Raw genomic sequence first — 23,673 nt, 5'->3', positions numbered from 1 at the left:
TGTTATTTAGAATGTTGATTTACACGACGTAAAAGTTGGCTCATAGCCAAGACAACCTCTTCCGGCAAGCTTGCCACTTTTTCTCTAAGCAAGCGCAAGAATTGCTCTAATCTAGGCCAATCTTCCGCACGTTCATAAAGATCAAACAACATTACATATAATTGTGATTCTTGAGGATATTGCAGAACAGCCTGTTCCAAGGTACCTATAGCTTGATCGAGCTGACCATACATAAGTAAAGATTCAACTTCTTTAATGGCTTCTTCTGCAGGAGAAGAATTCTCACTAATCATTGAAGAATTTTTTTGTACCAAGTCACGATATTTGGATTTTAATTGAAGGGAAGTCGGCTCTAGATAACCACGCTCCAAACCAATTTCACGAACTTTTTGCTCAGAAGGACCCTTTTCCAAATCATCAAATAGTTCATGATAACCTAAGCTGTATCCCCAACCCAACATCCTTTCTTTTACTTGACGTCCATACTGGCCCAATGAGTAATATAGCTTCCAAAGATGCTTAGCAAATTGATTTACTTCTTCGTGCTGGTAGTCAAGTTTGAGAGCATCAATAATCAAACTAGCTGGTTTCGAAGATTTCTGAATAGCTTTATTGTATTGACGTAATGCTGTTTGATAGTCCACCTTGCCTTTCAAAATTCTTGCACTCTTCTCAGGCTTTACAAAACCAATTACCGCGCCCATTTCTTCACTGCTGACTTTGTCCAAATCCTTGTTACCCATAACCAAGGGATTACGTGAAGGTAAACTAACATTGCTATGGTTGTGGCCATTAACAGCATTGATTGTCAGCGAAGGTACCCCTGAATCAGATTGAATGTCTTCCAGCCCAGTTTTCTCGCCAATAATTCGTGCAACTTCTTGCATGCCCCAGCCCAAACGACTTTCCGCCATCACCCTGAGAGGGAGATGAGTAGAATTAGCCATCAAACCAGCCTTAACATACTCCGCTATATTTTCTTCCGAAAGAGTATTGCCGTGTTTATCTAAAGTATCAGCTAGAAGATCAATATCATTAGTACGCAAACTCAGGCCGATAAGCTCGTGCACCAGCTTCTCAGGAGCTCCGTCGCTGAGATTATTTAAATAACTCGCTAGCGATGCGGCTGCCTTCGCCTCATAGCCAAACTGCTTATAAACCTGATATTCAGTTAAAGGATCTACTTCTTGAGCGGAAACGGCCGCAGTTGCCGCTTCAGAAGCGGCTCCTCCATCCCATCCCCAATCCTGATTATCGCTTTCCGACACAGATTGACTAACCTGATCCATCCAATCACCACCATGCTGTGGCGACTGCTCTGATGTATCAACACGTCGTCTTTGGTTGCCGGCACGCATATTTTTTTGCTTCTGGGTATTTTTACCAGAGCTCTGTTTATAGCGTACAAACAATAAGATAAGCAATGCAGACAGCAGCAATATAATAAAATGTGAATAATCCAAGGATATCTCCCGATGCGTCTAAATATCTCGACAGCTTACTACAGTTTATCCGAATTCAATAAATTCAAGTTTAAAACGTTATTTAAGCCATACTGCCCCCTTAAGGGGTTAATGATAACATGATTTAACTGTTTATTACACCAACAACCTCAGTTTATCATCATTGCCAATTGCATTAATACAACTCGAATAATGCTATCGCTTCAACATGTGCTGTTTGTGCAAACATATTCATTACCCCCGCTGATTTAAAGCAATAACCTTTATCAACCAATACACCAGCATCTCTTGCCAGTGTTGCAGGATTACAGGATACGTATACTATTCTTCTAGGCAAATAAGGTGCATGCAACGATTTCACTACGGCATAAGCACCATTTCTCGGAGGATCAAGTAACATTTTGTCAAATCTCCCCCAATCTGCAATTGTTTTCCTATCTGTTTTAAACAAGTCAGCCTGCTTGAATTCGACATTACTACATTGGTTTAAAAAGGCATTTTTAGAAGCCCGCTGAACAAGATAGTCTGCTCCTTCCATACCTATGATTTGCGCTCCGCTTTTAGCCATTGGGATCGTAAAATTACCTAAACCACAAAACAAATCGGCAATCCGATCTTCTTTTTCAGCCTGAATCAAAGACAAAGCCCTATTGACCATTAACGCATTCATCTGCATATTAACCTGAGTAAAATCTCCCGGCAGATAAGGCATGATAACATCATATTCAGGCAGAGTATAATCAAGTGATAACTGTGAATCTGTATCAACAGGATAAGCTTGGTCTTTATTATGCTTAACCCATATTTGCCACAAACGGCTACCTGCTTGATTGAGGCCGTCTGAAAACCTTTTCAACAACTCTTGCGCTGACTTGTTCAGTATGTTTTGCATACAGACATTCAAAACTGTCAGGCGTTCCCCAAAAAAACATTCTACATAATTAACCTTCCCATTTATCTTAACTAATTTTTGCAATACAAATTTTAATTCGGGGAGAATATCTGATACTGAAGCCGGTAAAATATCGCAACCTTTAATATCAACAACTGAATGACTGTACTTTTCCTTAAACCCTAAACTGAATACTCCTTGTTCATTTTCAGAAACGCTAAAACGCACTCTATTCCGATAGCCCCACTCCAACCCGTAAATAGGCGGCAAAAATTCATCAGGCTTGACTCCTCCTATTTTTTCCAATTGTTCTTCCAATATTCTTTGCTTATATGCAACTTGGGCTTTAAGTGTTGCGTGTTGTAATACACATCCTCCACATGTATCGAAATGGCAACACTTTGGAAAAACACGCTCAACCGACGGTTGCAACACCTTTATAACTCTCGCTTCACTAAAATGCTTTCTCTCTTTTTCTATTACTAAAGAAACACGCTCAGTTGGCAATGCTCCATGAATAAAAACAGTCTTGCCTTTTATCTTTGCAACACCGCGTCCTTCATAATCGATAGAAAAAACATCTGCAATGTGTTCCGATTCAATAGTATTATTCATAGTTCCAAAAATTTGAGGGTCATTAATTTGCATTAGAGATACACAGAATACACAAGAAATTTTTTGTATGGCATCTCTGTTCAATTTAAAAAAAGAAATTACTACCCGAAGTATAATTCACACTCCATCACCGAATAACTCTATATAACAACACCGATGAAAAGAATTAGTTTTAGCCTTGCCTGCCTCATATTATCTACAACAGCAGTAGCAAACACACCTTTACCTGATGTATCGCCTTATGCTGCCGGCCAACATGTGGTTATCAATATACCTCAGCAGCGTTTATTCCTTTATAAAGATGGTAAATTAGTTAAAGCTTACCCTGTGGCAGTTGGAAAAGCAGCCACTCAAACCACTTTAGGCGAACATAAGATTGGAGCAAAAGCCTTCAATCCCACTTGGCATATCCCTAAAAGTATTCAAAAAGAACGTGGAGATGGCGTAAAAACAATCCCTCCCGGCCCTCAAAATCCGTTAGGGCCTGTTTTTGTACGCATGGGGGATCCTAAACTCGGCTTAGGTATTCACGGCACTAACGCTCCAGCTAGCGTCCCCGGGGTTCGCAGCCATGGTTGTGTTCGCATGAGATCACCTGATGCACTTGAATTTGCAAAAACAATTCACAGCGGCTCCCCTGTTTCTGTTATTTATCAGATGGCCACATTAAATGTAGACGCTAACAATCATTTATGGCTAGCTGCATATCGCGACCCCTACAATCAAAAGAATCTGAATGCTGAAACTTTACGCAAAAGCATCTACTCATGGGCTAAAGCACATGGAAAATCAATTAATCCAAAGCGTGTGGATGCCATTCTCAAAAACCGCACGGGACAAGCTAATTGCTTAACTTGCAAACAAAACGTAAAGTTAAAAGCTCCTTTAACGTCCTTAGCATGGACAACGGGGTCTTCATTACCCACAAAAGTTAAAACCATTCCGATAGAACCCCCAAAACCAAAGGATGAAATATTACCTCCGGGAACAGAAATTGAAGTAGATGCAGAAAGTCCTGTTCTATCTCCAAAAAAAGATAACAATCAGGCCGAGCGACCGAATCAAGACAAGAAAAACGGCCTGCCTGAGAAAGTAATGCCTTCTCAGCCTGAAAACCCAAATACTCCTATGAAAAGCAACGGTTTGCATTTTACAGAGCCTACGGATACATTATTTTGATTGACGCTATCCTGTCATGCCATCATGAGGGCTTGTGAAGCGTTGTTTAGCTTTGCAAGCCCGTTGTGACAACCGAGGCAAAATCTGTAAATGCAAGCCCAAAAGCGCAGTAAGGTTGGACATCTTTTGCAGATTTTGAATTTTGCAGATGCGGATTTTTGCCCATAAATACCGCCATAGTGCTCTCTGACGACATATCCTAAATAACTAGGCCAAATTTTCTTCCAAGTTAAGATTCAAATTTAGGTATGTCGTTCAATTTCAGACGGCCTCGATTACCTGAACGGCTTTTCGGCCAAGTTTAAATTTTTCTTTCAGCAATCTAGGTAATGTATGGTCAAAATACCAGCGCCCATCAGACAACTCCAGCGCTCCTCCTACACAGTTTAATACGATTTTTTGCCCGGAAAGTGCATCAAACTCGACAACTGTTATTTTTTTGGCATTACCCCAGTCAACAATCGGAAGAAGTGAAGCATTATCAATAATTTTACGATTTTGAAGTTCTATCCCGTTCTTAGCATAACAATCACCACTACAATGGCCGATTTCTTTAACTGGGCAAGACATATTACGCGCATGAGAATCAGGTAAAATGCCAAGTAAAGAAGGACACAATCCATGCTCCTTTGCCCAGGCAGTTAGTGCTCTCTTTGCTGACTTTTTGTGAAGAAACAAACCAGTAGGCGGTTGGTGCATATAACCACTCATCAAAGGAGTAATTCTTGCCTGCAAGCTGGATGACTCCTCGAAAACAAATTGCACAGTAAAATAACGACTGTTTATTTCAGACGGCCTGATATGTGAATCCACTTCTAATAGCGCTTTTTCTCTCAAAGCATGTAGTTTACCTAATGCAGGAATAAAACGAATTTCACTGATTTCTCGTGTAAATGCCAAGCCAGTTGTACTTTGTAAAGATGCGGATATTTCAGAAAAAGCTTTTTCATGCACATCTATTTTTACAGTTTTCCCTTTTTTATCCAACCATACAGAAACACCGTATATATCAGGTAACGCATAGACTTGCTTAGATAAAGAATTTGGCAACCATGAGGGCAATACTTTCGGTTGGGTAAGTGAATAAAACTGCCGTTCCCACTCTCCATTCCCTTTTTCAGTAAAACTTTTTTCTAAAAAATCGGCCAATGCCAACACATCAGACATTGCACGGTGTCGTTGTTTCACATCAATCTGAAAACGCTCAATAATGCTATCAAGATTATGCTTATGGTGTTGCGAGTAAAGACGACGTGAAAGTTGTACGGTACATAAAGTAGGTGCTGCAAAGTAAACACCTATTCTTTGAAATTCATGGCGAAGAAAAGTGTAATCAAAACGGCTATTATGTGCGATAAGTAAAGTGCCACGTAATAAAGGTAACAGAATATCGGATATGTCTGAAAATGCAGGTGCATTCATAACCATACCGTTATCAATACCCGTAAGCATTGTGATAAATTCGGAAATTGGCTTTTGAGGATTCACTAACCATTCATAATGACGAACGATACCATTTTCAAATCTCAATATAGCAATCTCGGTTATACGGTCTTCATATAAATTACCGCCGGTTGATTCAATATCCACTATTGCTACAGGTATACCTAAGCTAGCAAAATATTTTGCAAGCTGCAGCCATCTAGAATCTAAAACCATTATGTTTTCCACGCAAATACACGAATAAAAATATTCTACACTTTTTTAAGATACAAGGCTTGACAATGTATATTCCAATACATATAATTTAAATCTTTATCGCACCCGTAGCTCAGTTGGATAGAGTATCTGGCTACGAACCAGAGGGTCGGGCGTTCGAATCGCTCCGGGTGCGCCAACAATCAAATGAATTTAATCCGCGCCCATCGTCTAGCGGTTAGGACATCGCCCTTTCACGGCGGTAACCGGGGTTCGATTCCCCGTGGGCGTGCCAAATTTATGAAAAAATGGCTCTTATTTTTGAAAATAAGAGCCATTTTTTCAAGATTCATTTATTTTAAGACCTCTACAAAACTCAATATCCGAAATCATAGAATACAATTTCGGATATTTTTCTAAGATAGTTAGAAATCTTCGCGTTTTTTGCACAACAGGTTTAGAAAAATAAGCCTGCTACACCTCGAAGGTGTCCCTCCTTTCAAACCGCTATGCAGTTTCAATGTATTGTAGTAATTGGCAAAGCGGCACAACTCCTTGCGACGTTGTTCCGAATCTTTAAATTGCCCTTTGTCATGCCAAATCTCCATCAGCGTGCGTATCCCTCTCCGCTTGCTGTTGGTTTGCGGGGAGCGACACGGGTAACAATTGGCCGATGTAGTTTTTATAGCAGCGAACGCTAAACGGATAGCAGCTAACGCTAAACGGATGGTTGGCGCTGCCCTTGTATTCCATGCCGTCATCGGAATAAACACTCTCTATCGTATAATGACAGCAGTCGATCACATCGCACATAGGGAATTTGGCCACGCCGGCCGAAGTGCGGTCAGGCAAGATCGCCGCATACGGCTCCCGAGAGAAATCATCAATAGCAACAAACAGATAATCCCTCTGTTCGGTTACTTTTGATCACGCAGCAGCGGCAATCCTTTAGTATCGACATGAACCGTTTCGCCAGGACAGAATTTATTGTAGCGTTTGGCTTTTTTCTTTAATTTCTCTTCAATTTCCCGCTAGACCTTAGCCAGGCATTTCATACCGTATGTAGTCTGTTTGAAACGGTTAACGGTCGTTGGTATTCTTCTGCGGAATCAGCAATTTCAGCCAGGCGGCTTTGAATATGCGATAAATGGTTACTCTGTTGACGTTGTACTGCCTAGCCAAAGAGGTAACGGTGGTTTTATCTTGGGCATAATTATGCCATATCGCTTGGCAGCTATGTGGGAGTTAAGCGGGTATTTTTATGGGTGCACATACATAATTGTCTTTCAAATACTGTAAACAACACTAGGATTTTCTACAACTGAGACTTTTACAAAATCACTGTCCACGATGCATTTCTGAGCTGTGTGCTACAGTCAATCAACTGAACTTTTACTGTGGCCTTGAAGAGAACGATTGTGTAGGCCGTTAAAGCGGCAACAGAATCGGTTCCGTACTACCTGCACTGTCCGCTGTAGCAATTCATATTATTACACTTCAAAAACTCAAATACCGTCTTCATCCGCAAGACCGCCCTATCGTCCGTTTGGGTGAAGACGGGTTTTCAGAGCTTCACCGTCCCCGGTGCTTATTTACCCTTAATTGCCGGAACGGCTTTGTCGGTTTTCTTCTTGGCTCCACCGTTCACCGTCGCCTCATCGCGCAGCTTCGCTAAAACACCCTCGCCGATACCCTTCACGTTCTTCAAATCGTCCACACTCTTGAACTGGCCATTATGCTGACGGTAGGCCACAATCGCCGCCGCCTTCGACGGGCCGATACCCGGCAAAGCCTTCAACTCCTCCTCCGTTGCCGTATTGATATTCACCGCCGCCAGCGACAGCGCCGACAACAACATAGCCGATACCCCTGCGTAAAATCGTTTCATATATGTTTTCACAATAATGCTCCTTATTCCGAATGTGTTTGAAACGCCCCGTCCGTTGCCGCAGATTTTGCAGCACCTTTGTGGGCGGCCAACCATCATAAACAGATTAGCCCGACCCTTCAAATACTAATAACCAAAGTAACAATACAGATGCCGGATATTGTCGCAACCGGGCAACATCCCCTTTCATCACGAGACGGAACACTACCGCAAATAAACCTTTTTTTGCCCTATGCCTGTAAAACCATATGTGCGGCAAACAAGCCTTCCCCCGAGCCAGCAAAAAACCCCTGATATATGCAATATCAGGGGTTCGGAATAAGTGTCTGGCAGTGACCTACTTTCACATGGGTATCCACACTATCATCGGCGCTGAGTCGTTTCACGGTCCTGTTCGGGATGGGAAGGCGTGGGACCAACTCGCTATGGCCGCCAGACGTAAACTGTACAAATCGGGAAAGCCGTTAGGGAAGAACTCTTCCGCTTATTATTCAATCAACTGTGATGTGTATCGTCTTCAAGACTGATGTAAGCTTTATTTTTGAGAACACGTCTTTCAAAGTTCTTCAAATGATAGAGTCAAGCCTCACGAGCAATTAGTATCGGTTAGCTTCACGCATTGCTGCGCTTCCACACCCGACCTATCAACGTCCTGGTCTCGAACGACTCTTTAGTGCGGTTAAACCGCAAGGGAAGTCTCATCTTCAGGCGAGTTTCGCGCTTAGATGCTTTCAGCGCTTATCTCTTCCGAACTTAGCTACCCGGCGATGCGACTGGCGTCACAACCGGTACACCAGAGGTTCGTCCACTCCGGTCCTCTCGTACTAGGAGCAGCCCCCGTCAAACTTCCAACGCCCACTGCAGATAGGGACCAAACTGTCTCACGACGTTTTAAACCCAGCTCACGTACCACTTTAAATGGCGAACAGCCATACCCTTGGGACCGACTACAGCCCCAGGATGTGATGAGCCGACATCGAGGTGCCAAACTCCGCCGTCGATATGAACTCTTGGGCGGAATCAGCCTGTTATCCCCGGAGTACCTTTTATCCGTTGAGCGATGGCCCTTCCATACAGAACCACCGGATCACTATGTCCTGCTTTCGCACCTGCTCGACTTGTCGGTCTCGCAGTTAAGCTACCTTTTGCCATTGCACTATCAGTCCGATTTCCGACCGGACCTAGGTAACCTTCGAACTCCTCCGTTACTCTTTGGGAGGAGACCGCCCCAGTCAAACTGCCTACCATGCACGGTCCCCGATCCGGATAACGGACCTGGGTTAGAACCTCAAAGCCACCAGGGTGGTATTTCAAGGACGGCTCCACAGAAACTGGCGTCTCTGCTTCTAAGCCTCCCACCTATCCTACACAAGTGACTTCAAAGTCCAATGCAAAGCTACAGTAAAGGTTCACGGGGTCTTTCCGTCTAGCAGCGGGGAGATTGCATCTTCACAACCATTTCAACTTCGCTGAGTCTCGGGAGGAGACAGTGTGGCCATCGTTACGCCATTCGTGCGGGTCGGAACTTACCCGACAAGGAATTTCGCTACCTTAGGACCGTTATAGTTACGGCCGCCGTTTACTGGGGCTTCGATCCGATGCTTGCACATCTTCAATTAACCTTCCAGCACCGGGCAGGCGTCACACCCTATACGTCCACTTTCGTGTTAGCAGAGTGCTGTGTTTTTAATAAACAGTCGCAGCCACCGATTCTCTGCGACCCTCCAATGCTTACAGAGCAAGTCTTTCACATCAAAGGGCATACCTTCTCCCGAAGTTACGGTATCAATTTGCCGAGTTCCTTCTCCCGAGTTCTCTCAAGCGCCTTAGAATTCTCATCCTGCCCACCTGTGTCGGTTTGCGGTACGGTTCGATTCAAACTGAAGCTTAGTGGCTTTTCCTGGAAGCGTGGTATCGGTTACTTCTTGTCCGTAGACAATCGTCATCACTTCTCGGTGTTAAAAAAGACCCGGATTTGCCTAAGTCTTCCACCTACCGGCTTAAACAAGCTATTCCAACAGCTTGCTAACCTAACCTTCTCCGTCCCCACATCGCATTTGAATCAAGTACGGGAATATTAACCCGTTTCCCATCGACTACGCATTTCTGCCTCGCCTTAGGGGCCGACTCACCCTACGCCGATGAACGTTGCGTAGGAAACCTTGGGCTTTCGGCGAGCGGGCTTTTCACCCGCTTTATCGCTACTCATGTCAACATTCGCACTTCTGATACCTCCAGCAACCTTCTCAAGTCACCTTCATCGGCCTACAGAACGCTCCCCTACCATGCACTAAGTGCATCCGCAGCTTCGGTTACAGATTTGAGCCCCGTTACATCTTCCGCGCAGGACGACTCGACCAGTGAGCTATTACGCTTTCTTTAAATGATGGCTGCTTCTAAGCCAACATCCTGGCTGTCTGGGCCTTCCCACTTCGTTTACCACTTAATCTGTCATTTGGGACCTTAGCTGGCGGTCTGGGTTGTTTCCCTCTCGACAACGGACGTTAGCACCCGCTGTCTGTCTCCCATGATTGCACTTTCCGGTATTCTTAGTTTGCCATGGGTTGGTAAGTCGCAATGACCCCCTAGCCATAACAGTGCTTTACCCCCGGAAGTGATACATGAGGCACTACCTAAATAGTTTTCGGGGAGAACCAGCTATCTCCGAGTTTGTTTAGCCTTTCACCCCTATCCACAGCTCATCCCCGCATTTTGCAACATGCGTGGGTTCGGACCTCCAGTACCTGTTACGGCACCTTCATCCTGGCCATGGATAGATCACTCGGTTTCGGGTCTACACCCAGCAACTCATCGCCCTATTAAGACTCGGTTTCCCTACGCCTCCCCTATCCGGTTAAGCTCGCTACTGAATGTAAGTCGTTGACCCATTATACAAAAGGTACGCAGTCACCCAATTAATAGGCTCCCACTGTTTGTATGCATCAGGTTTCAGGTTCTATTTCACTCCCCTCCCGGGGTTCTTTTCGCCTTTCCCTCACGGTACTGGTTCACTATCGGTCGATGATGAGTATTTAGCCTTGGAGGATGGTCCCCCCATATTCAGACAGGATTCCACGTGTCCCGCCCTACTTGTCGTATACCTAGTACCACTGATGAAATTTCGAATACGGGGCTGTCACCCACTATGGCCAAGCTTCCCAGCTTGTTCTTCTATCTCAACAGCTATCATATACAGGCTCCTCCGCGTTCGCTCGCCACTACTTACGGAATCTCGGTTGATTTCTTTTCCTCCGGGTACTTAGATGGTTCAGTTCTCCGGGTTCGCTTCTCTAAACCTATGTATTCAGTTTAGGATACCGTATTAATACGGTGGGTTTCCCCATTCGGACATCACCGGATCATAGCTTTATTGCCAGCTCCCCGATGCTTTTCGCAGGCTTACACGTCCTTCGTCGCCTATCATCGCCAAGGCATCCACCTGATGCACTTATTCACTTGACTCTATCATTTCAAGAACCTCTCTGACTTCGTTGTTTCGGCGTTGACTACCTACGCAACTTGAAGACTCTACTCTGACAAAGCTTACTGCTTGTTGTGTACCGAACTGTGCCTTTTGTGTTTCACAGTCCGGTCGATACAATCATCACCCAAATACTGTGGCTTACCTGTTACGGTAAGCCGACATTGTCTTTGTTTGTTGATTTCGGCTTTCCAATTTGTTAAAGATCAATGCGTCTGTTTATCCGCTTACGGTTAAACTTTGCAAATTAAAACGAGCTGCGCATTCTAGCAGCTTACTTTAATTTGTAAAGTCCTTTTGGCGTAGTTTTGGTGGAGGCAAACGGGATCGAACCGATGACCCCCTGCTTGCAAAGCAGGTGCTCTACCAACTGAGCTATGCCCCCATACTCTTAACCAAGTATCGATACCGATTACTTTCGCTTTGAGAATGTCTGGTGGGTCTGGGAGGACTTGAACCTCCGACCCCACGCTTATCAAGCGTGTGCTCTAACCAGCTGAGCTACAAACCCAAGGCCTCTTGTCTTTGCACACCCAAACTTCAAGCATGCAAAAATTCTAACGCATCTTTAATTTCACAGTTTACCGATAAGTGTGAGTGCCCGCGACCTCTTCTTCTCTAGAAAGGAGGTGATCCAGCCGCAGGTTCCCCTACGGCTACCTTGTTACGACTTCACCCCAGTCATGAAGCATACCGTGGTAAGCGGGCTCCTTGCGGTTACCCTACCTACTTCTGGTATCCCCCACTCCCATGGTGTGACGGGCGGTGTGTACAAGACCCGGGAACGTATTCACCGCAGTATGCTGACCTGCGATTACTAGCGATTCCGACTTCATGCACTCGAGTTGCAGAGTGCAATCCGGACTACGATCGGTTTTGTGGGATTGGCTCCACCTCGCGGCTTGGCTACCCTCTGTACCGACCATTGTATGACGTGTGAAGCCCTGGTCATAAGGGCCATGAGGACTTGACGTCATCCCCACCTTCCTCCGGCTTGTCACCGGCAGTCTCATTAGAGTGCCCAACTTAATGATGGCAACTAATGACAAGGGTTGCGCTCGTTGCGGGACTTAACCCAACATCTCACGACACGAGCTGACGACAGCCATGCAGCACCTGTGTTACGGCTCCCGAAGGCACTCCTCCGTCTCTGGAGGATTCCGTACATGTCAAGACCAGGTAAGGTTCTTCGCGTTGCATCGAATTAATCCACATCATCCACCGCTTGTGCGGGTCCCCGTCAATTCCTTTGAGTTTTAATCTTGCGACCGTACTCCCCAGGCGGTCAATTTCACGCGTTAGCTACGCTACTAAGGCATCAAGTGCCCCAACAGCTAATTGACATCGTTTAGGGCGTGGACTACCAGGGTATCTAATCCTGTTTGCTACCCACGCTTTCGGGCATGAACGTCAGTATTATCCCAGGGGGCTGCCTTCGCCATCGGTATTCCTCCACATCTCTACGCATTTCACTGCTACACGTGGAATTCTACCCCCCTCTGACATACTCTAGCTACCCAGTTTCAAACGCAGTTCCCAGGTTGAGCCCGGGGATTTCACATCTGACTTAAGTAACCGTCTGCGCCCGCTTTACGCCCAGTAATTCCGATTAACGCTCGCACCCTACGTATTACCGCGGCTGCTGGCACGTAGTTAGCCGGTGCTTATTCTTCAGGTACCGTCATCACTCAAGGGTATTAGCCTCAAGCTTTTCTTCCCTGACAAAAGTCCTTTACAACCCGAAGGCCTTCTTCAGACACGCGGCATGGCTGGATCAGGCTTGCGCCCATTGTCCAAAATTCCCCACTGCTGCCTCCCGTAGGAGTCTGGGCCGTGTCTCAGTCCCAGTGTGGCGGATCATCCTCTCAGACCCGCTACTGATCGTCGCCTTGGTAGGCCTTTACCCCACCAACTAGCTAATCAGACATCGGCCGCTCGAATAGCGCGAGGTCCGAAGATCCCCCGCTTTCCTTCTCAAAGCGTATGCGGTATTAGCCATCCTTTCGGACAGTTATCCCCCACTACTCGGTACGTTCCGATGCGTTACTCACCCGTTCGCCACTCGCCACCCAAGAAGCAAGCTTCTCTGTGCTGCCGTCCGACTTGCATGTGTAAAGCATGCCGCCAGCGTTCAATCTGAGCCAGGATCAAACTCTTATGTTCAATCTCTAACTTTTAACTTCTGGTCTGCTTCAAAGAAACCGACTGACAATGATATAATCTTGTCTCGTCTGTTTTTGTCGCAGTGTGAGGCCTAAGACACTCACACTTATCGGTAATCTGTGTTGTTAAAGAACTTAAATCCGCCGTCTCAGCAGCGAAGAAACCGAACTATACACACCCCAAACCCAACCCGTCAACACCAAAAATGCAATTATTCGCACCAAATCACCCATCCCGATGTTTCTTATCGGTTTTTTTATTTTAAAATCTTTTGCAAATTAATTTTGCCACGACATAATCTTACTGTTTTAAGCCGCTTATTTCTTTTTTGTCGACATCACACTCCAAGCCTAAGTTTCAAAATCAATTCATTTGATTTCTTTTTTTGATATGATATGAAGTTCATTTTTATGGGGCTTCGTTATGTCTGTTTACACCAGCGTTTCCGATGAAGAGATGCGTCAGTTTCTAAATGATTACGATTTAGGTGATTTTGTTTCACTGCAAGGCATTGCTCAAGGGATAACAAACAGCAATTATTTTTTAACCACTACCAAGGGGCGTTTTGTATTAACGCTATTCGAAACCTTACAGCAAAATGAGCTTCCGTTTTTTTTGGAACTCAAGCAACATCTCAGCAAAAAAGGGGTGGCTTGCCCTGCTCCGGTAGCACGAAAAGACGGTAAATTTGATTCTATTTTGGCTGATAAACCCGCTTGCTTGGTTACATGTTTAAAAGGAACCGATACTAGTTGGCCTACAGCCGGCCAATGTTTCAATACGGGAGCCATGTTGGCCAAAATGCATTTAGCGGGACAAAGTTTCCCTTTCGAAATGACCAATCCCCGTTACCGCGATTGGTGGTTCGACGCTTACACTCAACTCTCTCCCTTGTTAAATAAAGACGATGCCGAATTATTGAAAAGTGAAATTGAGTATTTAGATAAAAATAGCGGAGATTTTTTACCTTCCGGTATCATTCACGCCGATCTTTTTAAAGATAATGTGTTACTGGACGGACAAGAAGTTGCGGGATTCATTGACTTTTATTATGCATGCAACGGCAATTTTATGTATGACTTGGCCATTGCAGTAAACGATTGGGCGCGTACTGCCGATAATTTTTTAGATAGCGAATTGCAGAAAGCTTTTATCGAAGGTTATGAAAGCGTAAGGCCGCTGAGCGATGAAGAGCGAACCTACTTTCCAACGGCTCAGCGTGCAGGTTGTATCCGTTTTTGGGTTTCACGGCTTTTGGACTTTCACTTTCCACAAGCAGGCGAAATGACTTTCATCAAGGATCCTAATGCTTTCCGTGATTTATTGTTGAGTTTACGGAAAACTGCTGATTTTTATTGAAAAGATTTCTATTCCAATAACCTGAAGAAGTGGCCGTCTGAAAAAGTTTCAGACGGCCACTTCTTTAGATTGAAACATTTGCATCCCCTCTGAATGATAGATGCCGCTCAAGGCGCAGCAGTAGCAGCAACGCAGAAAGGTGGTAAAGGCACTGATTTTGTGAAGGTTCCAGCCAGAAAAACAGCTTGAGACCTTTGCAAAACCCCACGCCAACAAACAGCCGGAACATTCTTCATCATGTTCCGGCTGTTTTTGCGTAAAAAGTAGACAAGCTACCCCTAAAGTCCCCTTAAAGTGCCTCATTATGAGGCACTGCCTGCCTGTTCAGGCAGCAACAGACACACCTATCCTGTTGGCCGCCTTCAACAGGTTCACACACATCGCCTTCAGGTGGCTTTGCGCCCTTACTTTGGTCAACCCAAAATAGGTTGCCCGGGCATGGCGGAATTTGCGGTGCAACGTACCAAAGCTTTGTTCCACCACATAGCGCACTTTCGCCAGCCGGCCGTTGCGGATTTTCTGCTCTTGGCTTAATGGGCAGCCACGGTGTGCTTTTTGCATGATGCCGTCTTTCAAGCCGCACGCTGCCAAATGTTGTCGGTTCTCCCGGCTGTCGTAGCCTTTATCCGCATAGACGGTGCTGCCTTCTGCGATATCCGCCAGTAATGGCAGCAGGTGTTTGCACTCATGAGCATTGGCCGGGGTAATGTGCAGTTTCTCGATATAGCCGTCCGCATCGGTACGGGTGTGTTGTTTGTAGCCCAGATGGAAGCGGCCGTCTTTTTTGATCCAACGGGCATCTTTGTCTTTACTCGGTGTAGTTTGGCTGCTGACCCGCCCTTCGTCATCCACTTCGATGGCCTGACGCTGTTTGCCGCCGGCCGTCTGAATAATGGTGGCGTCAACGATGGCGGCGGATGCTTTTTCTACTTTTAAGCCCTTGTCAGTCAGTTGGCGGTTAATCAGATCCAGTAGTTCGGCCAAGGTGTTGTCTTGCGCCAGCCAGTTGCGGAAACGGCAGAGGGTGCTGTGGTCGGGAATGCAAAAGTCGTCGAAGCGGCAGAAGAGTTGGAAATCGATGCGGGTGATGAGGCTGTATTCGAGTTCGGGGTCGGAGAGGCTGTGCCATTGGCCGAGCAGGATGGCTTTGAACATGGATAACAGGGGATAGGCGGGACGGTCGCCGTTGTCGCGCACGTAGCGGGTTTTGCGGCCGGTGAGGTATTGTTCGATGGGTGTCCAGTCAAGAATACGGTCGAGTTTGATGAGGGGGAAGCGGTCGAGACGTTTTTCGATGTGGTGGAGGGCGTCGGTGTGTAAAAAGCTGCTCATGAACAAAATTCTCTAAATTCCCGGAGTTTGATGTGAGTGGGAATTTAGAGGATTTTTGAGGGTTTTGCAAAGGTCTCAGCTTTTTATTTTTGGCATATCGCCACTTATCAAAAAAAGCAGGCTTGAAGCCTGCTTTTTTAACGCCTAAATTTGACTGTTTGAATTTATTCAAAATTCAAGACGGCAGAAGTATAAACATCTTGCACATCATCCAAATCTTCAAGTGCATCAATCAGTTTTTGCATTTTTTCAGCATCTTCGCCACTGAGTTCGGTTTCATTTTGAGCACGCATCGTAACGTCGCCGTCTTCAGACTGAAAACCTGCCTCCTCTAATGCGGCTTTAACACCTGCCCAATCGTTGGAGCTTGTGACGACTTCCAATGAGCCGTCATCATTTGTTAATACATCTTCCGCTCCGGCTTCCAAAGCCGCTTCCATCAAGGCATCTTCATCTACACCGGGGGCAAAAATCAAGTAGCCTTGATGCACGAAATTGAAGGCTACGCAGCCGTCCGTCCCCAAATTGCCGCCGTTTTTATTGAATGCATGACGCACATCGGCAACGGTGCGGGTTTTGTTGTCGGTCAGACAATCCACCATTAAGGCTGCACCGCCGATACCGTAGCCTTCGTAGCGCAGCTCTACATATTCAACACCTTCTAAATTGCCGGTACCTTTATCGATTGCACGTTGAATGTTGTCTTTAGGCATGTTGTTGCTGAATGCCTTATCCATAGCCAAACGCAAACGGGGGTTGGAAGCAGGATCACCGCCGCCCATTTTGGCCGCAACGGTAATCTCTTTGATCAAACGGGTAAAAATTTTACCGCGCTTGGCATCTTGACGTTCTTTTTTATGACGGATATTCGCCCACTTACTGTGGCCTGCCATAGTATTTCCTTTCTGTGTCCACCATTCTGAAACTCGGGCGGGCTGTACATGTAAAATTTTGAAGGCGGCTATTTTATCATAAAAGGCCGGCACAATAGGTGTTGAATCTATTCGGATTTATTCACACCGGCCTTCGTTTTTTCACCTGCACTTGATTTCAGACGGCCTGTAACCATATTCAGGCCATCTGAAAAATATATACAACCTACGCGATGACAAATATGAAAAACAACACTCTTGCGGCAGCCGTAAACCATTCCGACTGCCGAACCCGTTTCATTTTCGACAACATGCCCGTTCGCGGCCAGCATGTTCGCCTTGAGAAAGTATGGCAGCACATTGCCGGTCAGAAACATTACCCCGCCGCCATCCGCCGGGCTTTGGGAGAACTGTTGGCAGCGGGCGCATTGCTGTCGAGCAATTTGAAAATCGAAGGCACGCTGACCGTTCAAGTTCAGGGTCAGGGCAAACTGAAAATGCTGGTTGTGGAAGCCTCATCAACCGACACCTGCCGCGCTACGGCACGCTGGAATGAAGAAGCACACATCGGCGACAATGAAAGCCTACGCGAATTATTGGGCGAAAACGGTGTGTTTGTGATTACTTTACAACCGCAAGACGGCGACCCTTGGCAGGGCGTTGTGCCGCTGGAAGGCGACAGTATTTCGGAAATGCTGGTTAACTACATGAAACGCTCCGAGCAGCTGGATACCTACATTACACTTACGGCCTCAGATGAAGCATGTGCCGGCCTGCTTGTGCAGCGTTTGCCCGAATCCGTGCCCGATGCGGAGGCTTGGGAACATGTAACTACGCTCACTCAAACCGTTACTGCCGACGAATTGGCCGCTTTAGACGCTCAACATGTACTCTACCGCCTGTTCCATGAAACACCGCCTCGCGTATTTGAGCAAGAACCGATTGAATTTGCCTGCACCTGTTCACGCGGAAAAGTAAGCGATATGCTGCTGATGTTGGGCGGAGAAGAAGTCGGCTCCGTATTACTTGAGCAAGGCAGCGTTGAAATCGATTGCGACTTCTGCAATGCCAAATATGTATTTGACGAAACCGATGTAAATGCGCTGTTCGGAATGGACGTGGTTCATGCCGTGAGCGAGGAAAAACTGCGGATTCAATAAATCCACAGAACACATCAATCCTGTTTCTACCTCATGTTGAATAACGGCAATGCTCACGCTGTTATTCAACATTTTTTTACTCTTTTCGAGGCCGTCTGAAAATGACGGCCGTTTCCATTTCCAGCACACAAACTAAGCCGCATATCGGTCGGCACAAGCCTTATTTTTTCCAATACGGCGGTGTAAACAAAATCAACACGGTAAAAATTTCCAAACGCCCCAACAGCATCACTGCCGTACACAGCCACTTTTGAACATCTGCCAATCCGGAATAATTATATGCGGGCCCCACAACGCCCAAACCCGGGCCGGCATTGGTGATGCACGCGATTACCGCACTGAAAGCCGAGATGAAATCCAGCCCCGAAGCCATCATTAAAAACGTAAACAGCACAATGGTCATGAAATACACAAAAATAAATGCCATAACCGTTAATGCCGTGCGCTCGGGGATGGTGCGGCCGTTCACTTTAACATTGCGCACGGCATTAGGATGCAGCAGCAGCAGCATTTCGCGCAGGCTGAATTTTGCCAGCACGATGGCCCGTGCGTTTTTGATACCGCCGCCCATAGAGCCCGAACTGGCCAAAATATTGGCAAGAAAAAACATCCATAACGATGTAATCAGCGGCCACTGGGCGAAGTCGGCACTGGCGAACCCGCTGGAAAGGCCGATCGATACAAAGTTAAACGATGTGTATCGGAGCGACTCTTCAAAAGAAGGATAATATTGCTTATGCCACAAATATATACTGACGGCAGTTATACTCACCACCAGCACGCTGAACATAATGCGGAACTCTTCGTCTTTCCAATAACGCTTCGGAGAGCGTGCGCCGACTACTGAAAGATGGGTAACAAAACTGATGGCACCAAACAACGTGATCGCCATCACGATCATTTCGATAGAGAGCGAATTGAAGTATGCAATGCTGTCATCGTGCGTAGAAAAACCGCCCAACGAGATAGTTGATAAGGCATGGCAAACCGCATCAAACCAGCTCATTCCCGCCCAATGCAGCGCCAAACAGGCAATGACGGTGCTGATTGCATAAGTCAGCCACAATTTCTTTGCCACCTGAGAAATGCGCGGTGCGATTTTATTGTCTTTATCAATACCCGGAATCTCGGCTTTAAAAAGCTGCGTACCGCCGACTCCGAGCATAGGCAGAATGGCCACCGCCAACACAATAATACCCATGCCGCCTAACCAGTTGAGCATGTGCCGCCAAAAATTAATCGATGGAGCCAATGTATCCAAGCTGGTAATAACCGTTGCGCCGGTGGTAGTCAGCCCCGACATGGCCTCAAACAAAGCATCGGTATAGCTCATCTGCGGAAAATACAGATAAAAGGGCATGGCAGCCACTACCGCAAACCCTACCCACAACATAAACACCAGTGTAAAACCGTCGCGGACACGCAATTCGCGCTGATGGCGGCGCGTCAGCAGCCAAATAACCACCGAGCTGATAATCGTAACCAATGCAGTAGAGCCGAAAGCACGCAAGGCATCGTCCAAATAAATATACGACACCATTGTGGGAACCAGCAGAAGTATCGAAAACAATACGCCGAGCTTCGATAAAATATGGACGGTAGGGATGATTTTATACATAAGTATCTGATTTCAGACGGCCTGCCAATCAAATGCGAAACACATCATTGCCGATACAGGCTGCCGACATGCTTCGAGGCAAAATCCGTGCTGATCAATTTTATATTGATTAATGGGGCGCGGAACCATCTCGAAAGTTCCACACAACCGTTTTAGTTGGATATTAAAAGTAATGAGCTTATCAGGCCGTCTGAAAGTTTTTTTCAGACGGCCTGAACAAAACGGCGGCTATTTTATCAAAATCCGCACTGCCGAAGAACCATATAAACGGGCTCACATCCTGCCCGGCACATATCCATGCGCCCGGATAACGCGATAAAAAAACATCACGGCAAACCGCACGCTTACTCTTCCCCGCGCACTTCTTCATGCTCCGGTTCGGCATCTTCGGCAAGCTGAGCTCCGTTGTAGTCGGCAAACCACTTACCCACCACCCCGTTCACTTCTTCGATGCCCTGTTTTTTCAAGCTCGAAAAAAGCTGCACGCTGATCTGCTGGCGTTCCATATAAGGCTTCAACGATTTCTTCACAGCTCCCAGCGTTTTAATCTGTTCGTTTTTAGATAATTTATCGGCTTTCGACAACAATATATGCACCGGACGTCCGGTGAGATGAAAAAAATCGAGCATTCTGATATCAAGCTCTTTCAACGGATGACGCGCATCCATAATCAGCACCAAACCGATCAACTGCCGTCTTTTCTGAAGATAATCGCCCAACAATTTCACCCAATGCGCGCGAACGGCTTCCGGAACCTGCGCATAACCGTAACCGGGCAAATCAACCATAAATCCGCCGCCGGCCAGCTCGAAAAAGTTGATATGCTGGGTACGCCCCGGCGTTTTCGACACATAAGCCAAACGCACATGGTTGGTGAGCGTATTGATGGCGCTGGACTTGCCCGCATTACTGCGCCCGACAAAGGCAATTTCGGCAGGCGTATCGGGCAAATCTTTCAGATGATTGACCGTAGTAAAGAATTTTGCATTTTGAAATAAGTTCATAAGTGGTAAAATTGTGTGAATTTGGTATAGAATACCACGATTATAAAGTTATCGGTTTAGTCGGGCGCCAATACGCCCGTGTTGAGTATAGTTAAAGGGCATTGCGAGTCCCTACCGTAATGCTGTCATTCAGGAGCACACTTCCATGAAACGTTTTACCTTGTTGGGCTTGGCTTTGACTGCCGCCGCCGTTGCAGCAGCCGCACCTAAAGCGGATATTGCCAAAGGCAAAGAAATTGCAACCAATATCTGCGCATCATGCCACGCCGCCGACGGTAACAGCGCTATCGCAATGTATCCCAAATTATCTGCGCAACACGCCCAATATCTTTTTATTCAAACCAAAGAGATTAAAGAAGGTAAACGCACCACCGGCGCAGCTGCCGCAATGGCACCGATGGTTGCCTCGCTTTCCGATCAGGATATGCGCAATGTTGCGGCATTTTACGCCACCCAGTTCCCCAAACCGGGCGAAACCAATCCTAAAGAAAATGCCGAACTCGGTGCGAAAATCTACCGCGGCGGTTTGGCCGACAAAAAAATTCCCGCCTGTATGTCATGCCACGGCCCCAACGGTGCCGGCATACCTGCTGGCGGCACAGAAATTTTGGCCTATCCCCGCTTAGGCGGCCAACACAAAGCCTACATTGTCGACCAAATGAAGGCTTACCGTTCCGGCCAACGTAAAAACACCATCATGGCCGACATTGCCGGCCGTATGACCGACGAAGAATTGAACGCCGTAGCCAACTTCATCCAAGGGCTGCATTAACATTGCATCATGCGGTTTGATACCGGGGCCGTCTGAAAGAAACGCTTTCAGACGGCCTTCGGTTCAGATGACGCGTTACGGCGTTTAAAAACCGTTCCGCCGATTTGAAAACATGTTTTTATCTCATTCACCTTAACTGCTAACCGGCAAAACCCTATGGCCCAATCTAAAACATCTGTTCCGCTTATCCGCCGCCCTTGGTTTGCTTTTCTCAGCTCCATGCGCTTTGCCGTGGCTCTGCTCAGCCTGTTGGGTATCGCTTCCATAATCGGCACGGTTCTGCAACAAAATCAGCCGCCGGTTAATTATGTGGTGAAATTCGGCCCTTTTTGGACAGAAATATTCGGCTTTTTGGGGCTGTTTGACGTATATGCGTCCAGCTGGTTTGTGCTGATTATGATTTTTTTGGTGCTGTCCACCGGCTTGTGTCTGTGGCGCAACATCCCACCTTTCTTGCGCGAAATGAAATCTTTCCGCTTAAACGCCACCAAAAAATCACTTGCTTCCATGAAACACACCGCCATGCTCGAAGGCGGCCTCTCGCCTGAAATTGCCGCGCGCTATTTGGAAGTTCAAGGTTTCAGCAGCAAAACGGTTGAGCGGGAAGACGGCTCGGTTTTAGTGGCGGCGAAAAAAGGTGCGATGAACAAATGGGGCTACATTTTCGCCCACGCCGCCATTATCGTTATCTGCTTGGGCGGCCTGATCGACAGCAACCTGTTGTTAAAAGCCGGCATGCTCACCGGCAAAATCGTGCCGGATAACGATTCTTTATTTGCCAAAGACTTTAAACCCGAAAGCATTTTGGGCAGCGGCAATATTTCGTTCCGCGGCAATGTCAACATTACCGAAGGCCAGCAAGCCGACGTGGTATTTTTAAATGCCGACAAAGGCATGTTGGTTCAGGATCTGCCTTTTACCGTAAATCTGAAAAAATTCCACATCGATTTCTACAACACCGGCATGCCCAAAGACTTTGCCAGTGACTTGGTTGTTACCGAGAAGGCCACCGGTAAAGTAACCGAACAAACCATCAGGGTAAACCATCCCCTCACCATCAACGGCATCACCATTTATCAGGCCAGCTTTGCCGACGGCGGTTCCGACTTAAAATTGAAAGCTTGGAATTTGGCAGGCAACAGCCGAGAACCTGCGCAGATGAATGCGGTTTCAATGCGTGAATTCCCGCTGGATTTGGACGGCAAGCAATACCGCTTGGAATTCGACCAGTTTACCGCCATGAACGTTGAAGACATGAGCGCGCCGCAGGAAAAAGACAAAGCAGGTTTTCAGACGGCCATCAACGATGTGCGCAGCGTGAAACAAGATAAAAAATTCACCAACATCGGCCCTTCGATTGTTTACCGCATCCGCGACAAATCCGGACAAGCGGTCGAATATAAAAATTACATGCTGCCCGTGAAACAGGAAGAAGATTACTTTTTCATTACCGGCACCCGCTCGGGGCTGGAGCAGCAATACCGTTGGCTGCGGCTGCCTGCCGATGCACAAGGCAGTATCGATACCTTTATGGCTTGGCGGGAGCTGTTGAATGATCCCGAAGTACGCAAGCGCGTTATCGCCAACTCTGCACAAGCCGCTCCGGATAACGTGCGTGCGGGATTCAGTTTGGCCGTGGAAAACACGCTGGCTCTGTTTGCACAGGGCGGTTATTTGGCATTGAACGAATATATCGAACAAAAAGTGCCCGAAGCCGAACGTGATAAAATGCAGGATTTCTTTTACCGCATTCTATACGGCGCGTTAAACTCGATATTGGAAGAAACCATCGCCACCTACAAACTGCCCGAATGGAAACCGGGTGCCGATAGAAACCGTTTTCTGCTGCACAGCATGGACGCTTATACCGGTTTGACCGAATACCCTTCGCCCGTACTCTTACAGTTAAACGGTTATAAAGAAGTCCGCTCTTCCGGCCTGCAAATGACCCGCTCGCCCGGCGCTTCTTTGGTTTATTTGGGTTCGGTATTGCTGGTATTGGGCACCGTATTTATGTTTTACATCCGCGAAAAACGTGCATGGCTTCTGTTTGACCAAAACGGTGTACGCTTTTCCATGTCTTCTTCACGCAATGAACGTGATTTACAAAAAGAATTTCCCAAACACACACAAGATTTGGCAACATTGGCCTCAGATTTACACAAAAACATTTAGTAACCTGTGTAAGAATTTGTTCAGACGGCCGTCTGAAAACAAGTTGGCCGAATTATGAAGGA

Annotated in this window: 13 protein-coding genes, 4 tRNA genes, 3 rRNA genes and 1 pseudogene; 7 read left to right on the top strand and 14 right to left on the bottom strand. The window is 46.6% G+C overall.

The genetic code is table 11. The features are described from left to right. Window positions 1-2: 2 nt before the first annotated feature. Both LVJ88_RS03125 and rlmD read right to left on the bottom strand, forming a co-directional pair. Window positions 3-1,358 carry a 23S rRNA methyltransferase gene (locus LVJ88_RS03125; protein WP_369799580.1) on the bottom strand — a complete coding sequence of 452 codons (1,356 nt, stop codon included), beginning with the start codon at window positions 1,356-1,358 and terminating at the stop codon, window positions 3-5. 280 nt (window positions 1,359-1,638) lie between these two features. After that, complete coding sequence (rlmD, locus tag LVJ88_RS03120; protein WP_085418256.1) at window positions 1,639-2,970, bottom strand: 23S rRNA (uracil(1939)-C(5))-methyltransferase RlmD; 1,332 nt, start codon at window positions 2,968-2,970, stop codon at window positions 1,639-1,641. Window positions 2,971-3,126: 156 nt separating this feature from the next. On the opposite strand from rlmD, the gene LVJ88_RS03115 reads away from it, so the two are divergent. Continuing rightward, window positions 3,127-4,149, top strand: a complete 1,023-nt coding sequence (locus LVJ88_RS03115; protein ID WP_085418257.1) for a L,D-transpeptidase — start codon at window positions 3,127-3,129, stop codon at window positions 4,147-4,149. Between the two features lie 261 nt (window positions 4,150-4,410). Here the strand turns inward: LVJ88_RS03115 and LVJ88_RS03110 are convergent, their stop codons facing one another. After that, window positions 4,411-5,808 carry a 3'-5' exonuclease family protein gene (locus LVJ88_RS03110; protein WP_085418258.1) on the bottom strand — a complete coding sequence of 466 codons (1,398 nt, stop codon included), beginning with the start codon at window positions 5,806-5,808 and terminating at the stop codon, window positions 4,411-4,413. 101 nt (window positions 5,809-5,909) lie between these two features. Between LVJ88_RS03110 and LVJ88_RS03105 the strand changes: the two genes are divergently transcribed. Both LVJ88_RS03105 and LVJ88_RS03100 read left to right on the top strand, forming a co-directional pair. Continuing rightward, window positions 5,910-5,986, top strand: a tRNA-Arg gene (locus tag LVJ88_RS03105). Between the two features lie 21 nt (window positions 5,987-6,007). After that, window positions 6,008-6,082: transfer RNA gene (locus LVJ88_RS03100), tRNA-Glu, on the top strand. 47 nt (window positions 6,083-6,129) lie between these two features. On the opposite strand, the pseudogene LVJ88_RS12590 reads toward LVJ88_RS03100, so the two are convergent. The 7 genes and pseudogenes from LVJ88_RS12590 to LVJ88_RS03065 form a co-directional block, all read right to left on the bottom strand. Further along, a pseudogene (locus tag LVJ88_RS12590) lies at window positions 6,130-7,060 on the bottom strand (transposase family protein). Between the two features lie 315 nt (window positions 7,061-7,375). Continuing rightward, entirely contained in the window at window positions 7,376-7,675 is a 300-nt protein-coding gene (locus tag LVJ88_RS03090) for a ComEA family DNA-binding protein (RefSeq protein WP_085419017.1), read from the bottom strand. 324 nt (window positions 7,676-7,999) lie between these two features. After that, a 5S ribosomal RNA gene (gene rrf, locus LVJ88_RS03085) occupies window positions 8,000-8,112 on the bottom strand. A gap of 138 nt (window positions 8,113-8,250) precedes the next feature. Continuing rightward, window positions 8,251-11,137, bottom strand: a 23S ribosomal RNA gene (locus LVJ88_RS03080). Window positions 11,138-11,465: 328 nt separating this feature from the next. Continuing rightward, window positions 11,466-11,541 (bottom strand) — tRNA-Ala (locus LVJ88_RS03075). 49 nt (window positions 11,542-11,590) lie between these two features. Further along, window positions 11,591-11,667 (bottom strand) — tRNA-Ile (locus tag LVJ88_RS03070). Window positions 11,668-11,778: 111 nt separating this feature from the next. Further along, window positions 11,779-13,319, bottom strand: a 16S ribosomal RNA gene (locus LVJ88_RS03065). Together the 16S, 23S and 5S rRNA genes with 2 tRNA genes alongside form the textbook arrangement of a ribosomal RNA operon. A gap of 423 nt (window positions 13,320-13,742) precedes the next feature. On the opposite strand from LVJ88_RS03065, the gene thrB reads away from it, so the two are divergent. Next, on the top strand, window positions 13,743-14,678 hold the full coding sequence (thrB, locus tag LVJ88_RS03060; RefSeq protein ID WP_085418885.1) for a homoserine kinase: 936 nt from the start codon (window positions 13,743-13,745) through the stop codon (window positions 14,676-14,678). A 324-nt stretch (window positions 14,679-15,002) separates the two neighbouring features. Here thrB and LVJ88_RS03055 read toward each other — a convergent pair whose 3' ends face one another. Both LVJ88_RS03055 and LVJ88_RS03050 read right to left on the bottom strand, forming a co-directional pair. Then, a complete protein-coding gene (locus LVJ88_RS03055) occupies window positions 15,003-16,010 on the bottom strand; it encodes an IS5 family transposase (protein WP_085418886.1) in 1,008 nt (335 codons plus the stop codon). Between the two features lie 164 nt (window positions 16,011-16,174). After that, window positions 16,175-16,903, bottom strand: coding sequence for a YebC/PmpR family DNA-binding transcriptional regulator (locus tag LVJ88_RS03050; protein WP_085418887.1), 729 nt, complete (start codon window positions 16,901-16,903; stop codon window positions 16,175-16,177). Between the two features lie 221 nt (window positions 16,904-17,124). Here LVJ88_RS03050 and hslO point away from each other — a divergent pair, with 221 nt between their 5' ends. After that, on the top strand, window positions 17,125-18,042 hold the full coding sequence (gene hslO, locus LVJ88_RS03045; RefSeq protein ID WP_085418892.1) for an Hsp33 family molecular chaperone HslO: 918 nt from the start codon (window positions 17,125-17,127) through the stop codon (window positions 18,040-18,042). A 160-nt stretch (window positions 18,043-18,202) separates the two neighbouring features. On the opposite strand, the gene LVJ88_RS03040 is transcribed toward hslO, so the two are convergent. Beyond that, window positions 18,203-19,660: a TrkH family potassium uptake protein gene (locus tag LVJ88_RS03040; RefSeq protein ID WP_054600286.1), complete on the bottom strand. Its 1,458-nt coding sequence runs from the start codon at window positions 19,658-19,660 to the stop codon at window positions 18,203-18,205. 344 nt (window positions 19,661-20,004) lie between these two features. Continuing rightward, entirely contained in the window at window positions 20,005-20,664 is a 660-nt protein-coding gene (yihA, locus tag LVJ88_RS03035; RefSeq protein ID WP_085356028.1) for a ribosome biogenesis GTP-binding protein YihA/YsxC, read from the bottom strand. Window positions 20,665-20,809: 145 nt separating this feature from the next. On the opposite strand from yihA, the gene LVJ88_RS03030 reads away from it, so the two are divergent. Both LVJ88_RS03030 and LVJ88_RS03025 read left to right on the top strand, forming a co-directional pair. Then, on the top strand, window positions 20,810-21,436 hold the full coding sequence (locus tag LVJ88_RS03030) for a c-type cytochrome (protein WP_085418888.1): 627 nt from the start codon (window positions 20,810-20,812) through the stop codon (window positions 21,434-21,436). A gap of 156 nt (window positions 21,437-21,592) precedes the next feature. Further along, a complete protein-coding gene (locus LVJ88_RS03025) occupies window positions 21,593-23,611 on the top strand; it encodes a cytochrome c biogenesis protein ResB (protein WP_085356029.1) in 2,019 nt (672 codons plus the stop codon). The last annotated feature ends 62 nt before the right edge of the window (window positions 23,612-23,673 follow it).

The sequence above is a fragment of the Neisseria dumasiana genome, assembly GCF_022870885.1.
GTDB lineage: Bacteria > Pseudomonadota > Gammaproteobacteria > Burkholderiales > Neisseriaceae > Neisseria > Neisseria dumasiana.
The sequence above is the reverse complement of the archived record's forward strand: the minus strand, read 5'-3'. Positions and strand labels throughout refer to the sequence as shown.

Bases quoted from the DNA above. Each gene is read 5' to 3' on its own strand.
- LVJ88_RS03125 (WP_369799580.1), bottom strand. From the start codon at position 1,358: ATGCGTGCCGGCAACCAAAGACGACGTGTTGATACATCAGAGCAGTCG.
- yihA (WP_085356028.1), bottom strand. From the start codon at position 20,664: ATGAACTTATTTCAAAATGCAAAATTCTTTACTACGGTCAATCATCTG.
- LVJ88_RS03030 (WP_085418888.1), top strand. From the start codon at position 20,810: ATGAAACGTTTTACCTTGTTGGGCTTGGCTTTGACTGCCGCCGCCGTT.
- LVJ88_RS03050 (WP_085418887.1), bottom strand. From the start codon at position 16,903: ATGGCAGGCCACAGTAAGTGGGCGAATATCCGTCATAAAAAAGAACGT.
- LVJ88_RS03025 (WP_085356029.1), top strand. From the start codon at position 21,593: ATGGCCCAATCTAAAACATCTGTTCCGCTTATCCGCCGCCCTTGGTTT.
- LVJ88_RS03040 (WP_054600286.1), bottom strand. From the start codon at position 19,660: ATGTATAAAATCATCCCTACCGTCCATATTTTATCGAAGCTCGGCGTA.
- LVJ88_RS03055 (WP_085418886.1), bottom strand. From the start codon at position 16,010: ATGAGCAGCTTTTTACACACCGACGCCCTCCACCACATCGAAAAACGT.
- LVJ88_RS03090 (WP_085419017.1), bottom strand. From the start codon at position 7,675: ATGAAACGATTTTACGCAGGGGTATCGGCTATGTTGTTGTCGGCGCTG.
- LVJ88_RS03110 (WP_085418258.1), bottom strand. From the start codon at position 5,808: ATGGTTTTAGATTCTAGATGGCTGCAGCTTGCAAAATATTTTGCTAGC.
- hslO (WP_085418892.1), top strand. From the start codon at position 17,125: ATGAAAAACAACACTCTTGCGGCAGCCGTAAACCATTCCGACTGCCGA.
- thrB (WP_085418885.1), top strand. From the start codon at position 13,743: ATGTCTGTTTACACCAGCGTTTCCGATGAAGAGATGCGTCAGTTTCTA.
- rlmD (WP_085418256.1), bottom strand. From the start codon at position 2,970: ATGAATAATACTATTGAATCGGAACACATTGCAGATGTTTTTTCTATC.
- LVJ88_RS03115 (WP_085418257.1), top strand. From the start codon at position 3,127: ATGAAAAGAATTAGTTTTAGCCTTGCCTGCCTCATATTATCTACAACA.